Genomic DNA, 7,353 nt, shown 5'->3' on the forward strand with positions numbered 1-7,353 from the left:
GGTCGCAGCCGATGAAAACGATCTCTTGCCTTCGGTCTCCCCAGATCGGGTCGAGATAAGGTTTCATTGCGGCCTTCCATTCCGGATGATCCGGCCACTGGTTCTTCGGTACGGAGGCCCACCAAAGACCGCGCTTGCCGGTGCGGATCAGTGCTCCTGCTTGGCTGATTTCGCCGACATAGTGCGGACGCGTTGCCAGCCAGAAGAAGCCCTTCGCTCGCACAATGCCGGGCCAGGACTTGTTGATGAAGGCCTTGAGCTTCATCGGATCTAAGGGGCGGCGCTCGCGATAGACGAATGAGCGGATGCCGTATTCTTCGGTCTCGGGCACGTGGTCCTTGAAGCCGTTCAGTTCCTTGAACCAGAGCGGATGCTGCTCGGCCTTCTCGAAATCAAAACGGCCTGTGTTCAGAACCTTGTCCAGCGGGACCCGAGCGAAATCTGTCTCGATCAGTTCGGCGTCGGGATTGAGCGAGCGCACGATCGGAAGCAGCGCGTGTCGCCAACGATGCGCCAACGCCACGCCGCCGGTGAGAAGGTGTTTGTCGACTACGCCGGCGACACCATCGATATCGTCGACCCGATAACGGGCGAAGCTCAGGCTATGAAGTTGTTCGTCGGCGCATTGGGAGCCTCCAGCTATGTTTACTGCGAGGCTCGGCCGAGCGAAGGGCTGGGCGACTGGATCGGCTGCCATGTCGGCATGTTCGCCGCCTTCGGCGGAGTGGCGACCATCACGGTCTGCGACAATCTCAAGGCGGCTGTGACCAACCCCGACCGCTATGATCCCGGCCTCAACCGTACGTACCAGGATATGGCCCGGCACTATGGCACCACAATCCTGCCAGCCCGGCCGTACAAGGCCCGCGATAAGGCAAAAGTCGAAGTTTCGGTCCAAATTGCCCAGAGATGGGTGCTGGCGCGCCTTCGCAACCGCCGCTTCTTCAGCCTGGTTGAACTCAATCAGGCGATCGGTGAGCTGGTCGCCGATCTCAATGGGCGGATCATGCGGGCCTATGGTGTAGGGCGACGTGCGATGTGAAGGATAAGGCGACATCCAGATTTACGAGCAGTCGTCTTCGGCTGATCTTGTTGCTCCAGACCTTTGAGGGATCTGGAGGGGCAGATGAGGCGGCTCGACCTGGAGGCGCGCATGGCAATCAAGGCATTGGCGCGGGGCACAGCGAAGAGCGAGATTGCTCGTCTTCTTGGAGTGACTGAGGGAACGGTCCGTTACCACGTGGCCCGGATGAAGACCGGCGCGGTGGACGGTCGTTCACGGCAGCCTTTCAAGGCTGAAGCGTTGCGCGAGGCGATCGAGCACTGGCGCTCCCAGCAAACGAGCGTCGCACTCAACCTTGCTGCGCTTCACGAATGGTTGTGCGTGGAACATGGCTATGATGGCAGCCTCCGCTCCATCGAGCGGTTCTGGAAGAGCGCCTATCCAGCCCCGGCGCTCCGTGCGCGGCGCCGGGTGGAGACGCCAGCCGGGGCGCAGGCGCAGGTGGATTGGGCGCATTTTCCAGGCGTTCTTATCGGGAATGTGCCGATCGATCTGCTGGCCCTGCACATGGTACTTTCGTGGAGCCGTAAGGAGGCGATCGTCTGGTCGACAGCCAAGGACATGCTGTCATGGCTGTCGTGCCACTCGGCCTGCTTCACCCGTCTGGGCGGCGTCGCGGCGACCGTGCGGATTGACAATGAGAAGACAGCCATTGCTCACGGGGCCGGCGCCTGGGGCACGATCAACGCCACCTACCGGCGCTATGGCTTGATGATGCGCTTTCACATCGACGCCTGTGCGCCGCGCCAACCCCAGGCGAAGGGCAAGGTCGAGCGCCGGGTTCGCGATCAGCGCATGGCGCTCGAGCCTTACGGCCGATCATTTTCGGATTTGTCCGATCTGCAGAGTTGGACGGATGCTCGCCTCGAGGCCTTGTCGCAGCAGCGCCGGTGCCCGGCGACAGGAACGAGCGTCTCCGAAGCCTGGAGGGATGAGGCGCAAAGGCTGACGCCTGTGCCAGCGACCCTGCCCGAGCCGTTTGATGCCGTCGCCACACGCAGCGTCGGCGTCGACGGCTTGGTGGCGTTCGAGGGGCGTCAGTACAGCGTGCCGTTTCGCTTTGTTGGCCAGCAGGTGGAGATTCGAGGAACGGCCACGAGTGTTCAGATCCTCAAGGCTTGCGAGACCATAGCCGTTCATCCTCGCAAGACGGACTCCCGACTGGTGATCGACCAGGCGCATTACGATGGCCCCAGCACCGACCGGGTCAAGGCGCCGCCGCCCCTCGGGCGCATGGGCGCCAGAATCCAAGAGCTGGCTTCCACCCCGGTCGCCCAGCGCTCGATCGATCTCTACGCCGCCCTTGCGGAGGTCGCCCGATGAGTACACCCAAGCTCGATATTGACCGTACGCGCACCAAACTGAACACGCTCGGCTTGACCTACGCCGCCGGTCATCTCGACTACCTCCTGGCCGAAGCCGTGGCCAAGGAGATCGCCCCCCACGCCTTTCTGGATCGCCTGCTGGAGAGCGAATGCTCTGGACGTGAGGAGCGGCGGGTGAAGGTCTCGTTGAAGATGTCGGGACTCCCGACAGGCCAGACCCTGGAGAATTTCGACTTCGCCTTCCAGCCGGCGATCGAGCGCTCGCGGATCGACACCTTGGCCACGGGCGCCTGGATCCGCAACGCCGAGACCGTGCTGATGCAAGGCCCGCCTGGCGTCGGAAAGACCCACCTGTCAGTCGCCCTGGGGACACGCGCCATCGAACTGGGTTTCTCGGTTCTCTATTATCGCTTTGACGAACTCATGACCGCGCTCAAGGTCGATGCTGGACTGCCGCCCTCGCGCCTGAAGCGTCGACGCTACATGAACATGGCCTTGCTCATCATCGACGAGCTCGGCTTCGAGCCCATGACCCGAGAAGAGGCCAGTCTCTTCTTTCGCCTGATTACCTATAGATATGGCCGCGGCGCCATCCTGATCACCACCAACAAAAGCATCCGCGACTGGACCGAATTGCTCGCCGGCGACGAGATCCTGGCCATCGCCATCCTCGATCGACTCTTGCACCATTCAAACGTGCTCAACATCAAGGGACGATCTTACCGCCTGCGCGATCTGGAAGAGGCTCTCAGGATCGCAAACGCCTGATCAGCCCCACACACCGGCCGATGCAAGGCGCGCGCCGACTCTTACGGTCCGCGCGCCTTGCATCAGCCTACTGCCAGGAGAACGTAAGAATGGGTGTCGCCTTAGCTCGTAAAACTGGCCGTCGCTTGACATGGCCTGCCACAACGTCAGATCCGTGTCGAGAACAAGAGCCTGTGTCAGCTCTTGCTCAAGACGATCTGCCTCCGCTTGAGCAGCCTTTGGACATCTAAGTCCAGTTGACTTTCGGATGGTGTCGTCTCCAACGCGGAGACGCGCTTGGTAGATGGCTGATCCTTCTCTAAGGTATACGTCGGCCATTGCTGGACCTTCCTCTGTTGTTGAGAAACATCCAAGTTGTTCAGCCACGCATCGACATCTGTCAAGCGAAAGCGGAATTGCCTTCCTACCCTCTTGGCGCCTGGGATCATGCCCCGAACAGCCCAATATCTAATAGTCCGGTCAGAGACGTCTAACGTCTCCGCCAGATGCTTGGTCGAAATCCACACGGTACGCCCGCCCAAAACCCAGATGTTTGTTGATGGGCGGTGATGTATCGTATTGAGACAGTTATTCAAGTGAAAACTTCACTTCTGGTAACAAAAATTAACAATTTATTGATGCGATTTATTATACCTCGCTAATATTCTCGTCACGTCCGGATGGGGTGTTGAGCCCCATCTCTGCAATAAACTGACGCCGTCCTTGATGACTTTGAAGGACGGCGTCAAGGCAAACATATCCTCATCATCGTAATGAAGATCGAGCTCGGTTGCGAGCTCCAGTAAGAGCCTGTTTAGGATCTCTTTATCTGCGTCGGTGATCTTCTCGTTCTCCGGCATGTCCAGCAATTTCGTCCACCCGTTTCTTTTGCGTGCCATGGGCGGGGAAGCCTACTATCACTCCCTTCCTGTCTCCATCGGCACATACGCCACACTGTGTACAACTCACGTCTGTATAAGTTGCGGGGCAGACGGCGATTTTCCTACCTTTTGGAGTGTAGTTCGCCAATCGTTTTGCCCTGCGCCTATAATCACTTAAACTTTCATCCTTTCTTCTCGCATATTCCGAATTGAGCACCACGGCTACTGGGAGCCCGAGGTCGGCCAATTCGTCTGCCTTCTCTATGCTGTCGGCTGAGAGGTTTATGTTTAGACCTTCCGCCGCTGCTTCCCGAATGAATGCGATATTATCAAGGCTAGGGGGCTTGTGTGTAAAGACAATCGCACGCTTTCCCCGGCTTGCTTTAGCTATCGTTAAAAGACCATCTCGGTCAATCTTGTCACCTTCACCAGGGAGGTCTCCAGCTTGGCCGTAACGCCAGAGTGCGCCCCGGTTAAGCTTGCGAATAGGCTGCAAAGCCTGGTCCAAATCTGAGCCGCGCGCGCCGGCCGTAACCTGGTCCCAGTGGAGCTTCAACGGACCGGTCATAGCATAACAGCCACCCTTTTTAAGTGGGCAGCTTTCGGGACAGGTCTCGCGGGAGCTTGTCATCACCGGCATCGGCCCGGTTTTCACATTCCGGCTGATCGGTGTCGTATGGTAGTGCATCTTTTCCTCGCAAAAGAAAAAGGGCGCCCCGAGGGACGCCCTTTGTTCACACTGATTGGTGGATGGTGTCGGCTAGTTCAGAAGCCTCTTGGTCCATGCCTTGAGGCGGCCGAAGATGCCGGTGATGGTCGGCGGGTGTTGTTCAGCCCAGGCCTTGTCAAAGGCATCGTTCTCGGCGTCCCAGTCATCGTCGTCGTAGGCGGTCCTGTAGACCGGCTCCGGAAACGCATGTTTGGCGTCGTCTTCCGGCACTTCATCGACGACGGTGTAGCGGTAGGCTCGTCCCTTGGCCTCGTGGTCAGGCGGAAAGGCGACGACATCAGCTGGGCTGATCTTGAGGATCAAGACGTGACCCTCCTTGCCCGAGTAGCGGGGCAGATAGTCCCAGGAGCAGAAGTGCAGGCCGGCCGAGCATGTCTGGAAGCGATCGTGGTCGCACTCGTCTCTCGGAAGGAAGATTGTTGACCCAACATGGTTCTGCGTTTTGAGGTCGTGGAACGACAGATAGTCCGGATTGACCTTCTTGTAGGCCAGGAAGCAGCCGTCCGGTGTGATCGGCATGCCACCATGTTCGAGCCAGTCAAAGAGGTGGTCTCGGATCTCCGGGTTCGGGTTGAACTGCAGAACCTTGAGGAAGTTGATCCAAGGTGTGGCCGGCTGGCCGCGCTTCAACAGATCGATGATCTGCATGGTCAGGTGGTTGTGGACGAGCTGGCCGTCATAGGTCAGGCCGTCGTAGCCGACGCGGACCAGCGGGTCCTCGTAGAGCAGATAGTTGCGGAGCGCCGTGGCCATGTCAAAGAGATCGGCACTGACGTCGCCGACGTCACGTAGATGACTCTTGATCACCTCGAAGTTGGGGTGACTGCTGTCGATCGTCTTCAGATCTCCGCCGACGAAGGCGGAGATCGTGTTCCCGGAAATGACGTGCGGGATCATGTTACCTCGCGATGAGTTTGAGATAGTGGTCCAAGTGGTCGTCGTTGCCGGCGAGCACACTGAGCAGCGGGTACTTGGCCACCAGCGAGTTGAACTTGTGGTGGTAGTCCGTCTTGATGTCCGGCAGCATCTTGCCGGTCACCTGGACCCACAGCTGGGACAGGAGGACATCCTGATAGCTGTTGGTCGGCATGCCCTTCGCTTCGCGAGGAGGTCGCGGAGACGCTTCGGCAGCTGGTCGAGCCGATTGAGCAGGACCGCGGCCAGGCGGTGGTTGCGGAAACCGCTCACGTCGCTCTTGATGACGTAGGCCTTGGCGTTGAAGGACGAGGCCGTGTCCTTCAGCAGCTGGTCGAGGTGGATCCAGCCCGGTCGGTCCTTGGGCAGGCCGCGCTGGTTCTTCATCAGGACGATGACCTCGAAATTGTGGTCGATGATGTCCAAGTTCTTCAACCGCTTGATGTAGCGGTCCTGCACCTGGTCGAACTCAAGCACCTCGCCGAAGACCTCGTACTTGCTCGCGTCGGAGAAGATGTAGACGGCCTTCTCCGGCTCCGGGACGATGTTCCGATGGGCATCGAACCTGCGGATGTCCTGCTTCGTCAGTGCGACCCGAGGGCGCCTGTTGGCGCGGACGGGCTTCAGACGTTCGATCTCCCGGAGATCGACAACCGTCTCGATGCCGTAGTAGGCGACGATTGCCTCCTTCGTGGAGCCCTTGATCCAGAAGACGTCGGCGTCCTCGTTTTCAAACTGGAACATCCGCATCCGGTCCTTGCCGAACCGGCAGTCGTCGGCCTCCCAGACCACCGTAAGGGGCTTCAGCTCCTCGGGGGTGATCGTCGGGGCCGTCTGGTAATGGCGAGCGCGACCCTTGGGCTGACGTGGAGGATTGAACTTGAGATCCTCGAAGTTGAAGAGCACAGCAGCGCGGCCGGCGGCTAGGTAGGAGAAGTTGGAGCGCAGATCGCGCTTGTCACGCCACCGGGGCGTCTTGAACATGACCTTGCCCAGCCGGTTGGCCAGCTCGCGGTAGACGATGCAGGCGTCGAGATAGTCTTCCGGCGCGTCGAGCGTGGCCTGGAGCTCCCTGCGGATGTCCTGGCGCACCCGCTGCCAGATCATGCGCAGGTTGTCCTTGGTGGGCTCATCATAGCCCAGCTGCTCACGGGAGGTGGACACGCTGGCCGTGCCGATCGGCACGTCGATGATGATCGGGATCTGGCACTCATTTTGATCTTCGACCAGCACCAGCTGGTTGATGTCGAGCGGGTACAGCACGCAGCCCTGACGGATGTGGGGGCTCTTGATGTGGTTCGATTTGACGATCTGATAGTCGGTGCCGAACATCAGGATGCGGGGGCTCGCCGGCGTCCAATACTCGTTCAGAACCTCCGGCATCGGGTTGAAGCCGATTATCACCCGCTCGATCGCGGAGTGGAACCGGCTGATGTCGCCCTGCTGGACCGGGAACTTGATCATGACGCCGGCCGGCTCGAGGCTGGGCTCTTCCGCCGCCAGGCTGACGGTCGGCAGGCCACCGGCGTCCAGGAAGCAGACGTATTCGCGCTTGGTCTCGCCGTCGAAGCAGGTGATCGTGTACTGCTTGGTGTAGGCGAAGGCCGACTTCATGCCGAGGCCGAGCATGCCGACCTGGTCGTTGCTGTCGCGCTTGTCGGAGCTGAACAGCGTCGTCGCACGGTTCTGCAC

General features: G+C 59.8%; 7 protein-coding genes and 2 pseudogenes. 3 read left to right on the forward strand and 6 right to left on the reverse strand.

Annotation, left to right across the window (positions count from 1 at the left end; all coding sequences use genetic code 11):
* Positions 1 to 484: pseudogene (locus tag EOC06_RS28405) on the reverse strand (GTP-binding protein); the annotation flags it as partial.
* Positions 485 to 487: 3 nt separating this feature from the next.
* On the opposite strand from EOC06_RS28405, the pseudogene istA (EOC06_RS28410) reads away from it, so the two are divergent.
* From istA (EOC06_RS28410) to istB, 3 genes and pseudogenes are all read left to right on the forward strand, one after another.
* Positions 488 to 1,021: pseudogene (gene istA, locus EOC06_RS28410) on the forward strand (IS21 family transposase); the annotation flags it as partial.
* Between the two features lie 105 nt (positions 1,022 to 1,126).
* A complete protein-coding gene (istA, locus tag EOC06_RS28415) occupies positions 1,127 to 2,386 on the forward strand; it encodes an IS21 family transposase (protein ID WP_128178208.1) in 1,260 nt (419 codons plus the stop codon).
* A complete protein-coding gene (gene istB, locus EOC06_RS28420) occupies positions 2,383 to 3,156 on the forward strand; it encodes an IS21-like element helper ATPase IstB (protein ID WP_128178206.1) in 774 nt (257 codons plus the stop codon). Before istA (EOC06_RS28415) ends, istB begins: the two co-directional genes overlap by 4 nt.
* Before the next feature lie 176 nt (positions 3,157 to 3,332).
* On the opposite strand, the gene EOC06_RS45185 is transcribed toward istB, so the two are convergent.
* From EOC06_RS45185 to EOC06_RS28445, 5 genes are all read right to left on the reverse strand, one after another.
* On the reverse strand, positions 3,333 to 3,662 hold the full coding sequence (locus EOC06_RS45185; protein WP_206631270.1) for a helix-turn-helix domain-containing protein: 330 nt from the start codon (positions 3,660 to 3,662) through the stop codon (positions 3,333 to 3,335).
* Between the two features lie 105 nt (positions 3,663 to 3,767).
* Positions 3,768 to 4,034, reverse strand: a complete 267-nt coding sequence (locus tag EOC06_RS28430; RefSeq protein WP_128309361.1) for a hypothetical protein — start codon at positions 4,032 to 4,034, stop codon at positions 3,768 to 3,770.
* Positions 4,035 to 4,776: 742 nt separating this feature from the next.
* On the reverse strand, positions 4,777 to 5,643 hold the full coding sequence (locus tag EOC06_RS28435) for a hypothetical protein (protein ID WP_128309362.1): 867 nt from the start codon (positions 5,641 to 5,643) through the stop codon (positions 4,777 to 4,779).
* Between the two features lies 1 nt (position 5,644).
* Positions 5,645 to 5,773 carry a hypothetical protein gene (locus EOC06_RS44905; RefSeq protein ID WP_281062118.1) on the reverse strand — a complete coding sequence of 43 codons (129 nt, stop codon included), beginning with the start codon at positions 5,771 to 5,773 and terminating at the stop codon, positions 5,645 to 5,647.
* 8 nt (positions 5,774 to 5,781) lie between these two features.
* On the reverse strand, positions 5,782 to 7,353 hold a 1,572-nt coding region (locus EOC06_RS28445), incomplete at its 5' end, for a hypothetical protein (RefSeq protein ID WP_206631271.1).

This window comes from Mesorhizobium sp. M7A.F.Ca.MR.362.00.0.0, from assembly GCF_004023175.1.
Lineage (GTDB): Bacteria > Pseudomonadota > Alphaproteobacteria > Rhizobiales > Rhizobiaceae > Mesorhizobium.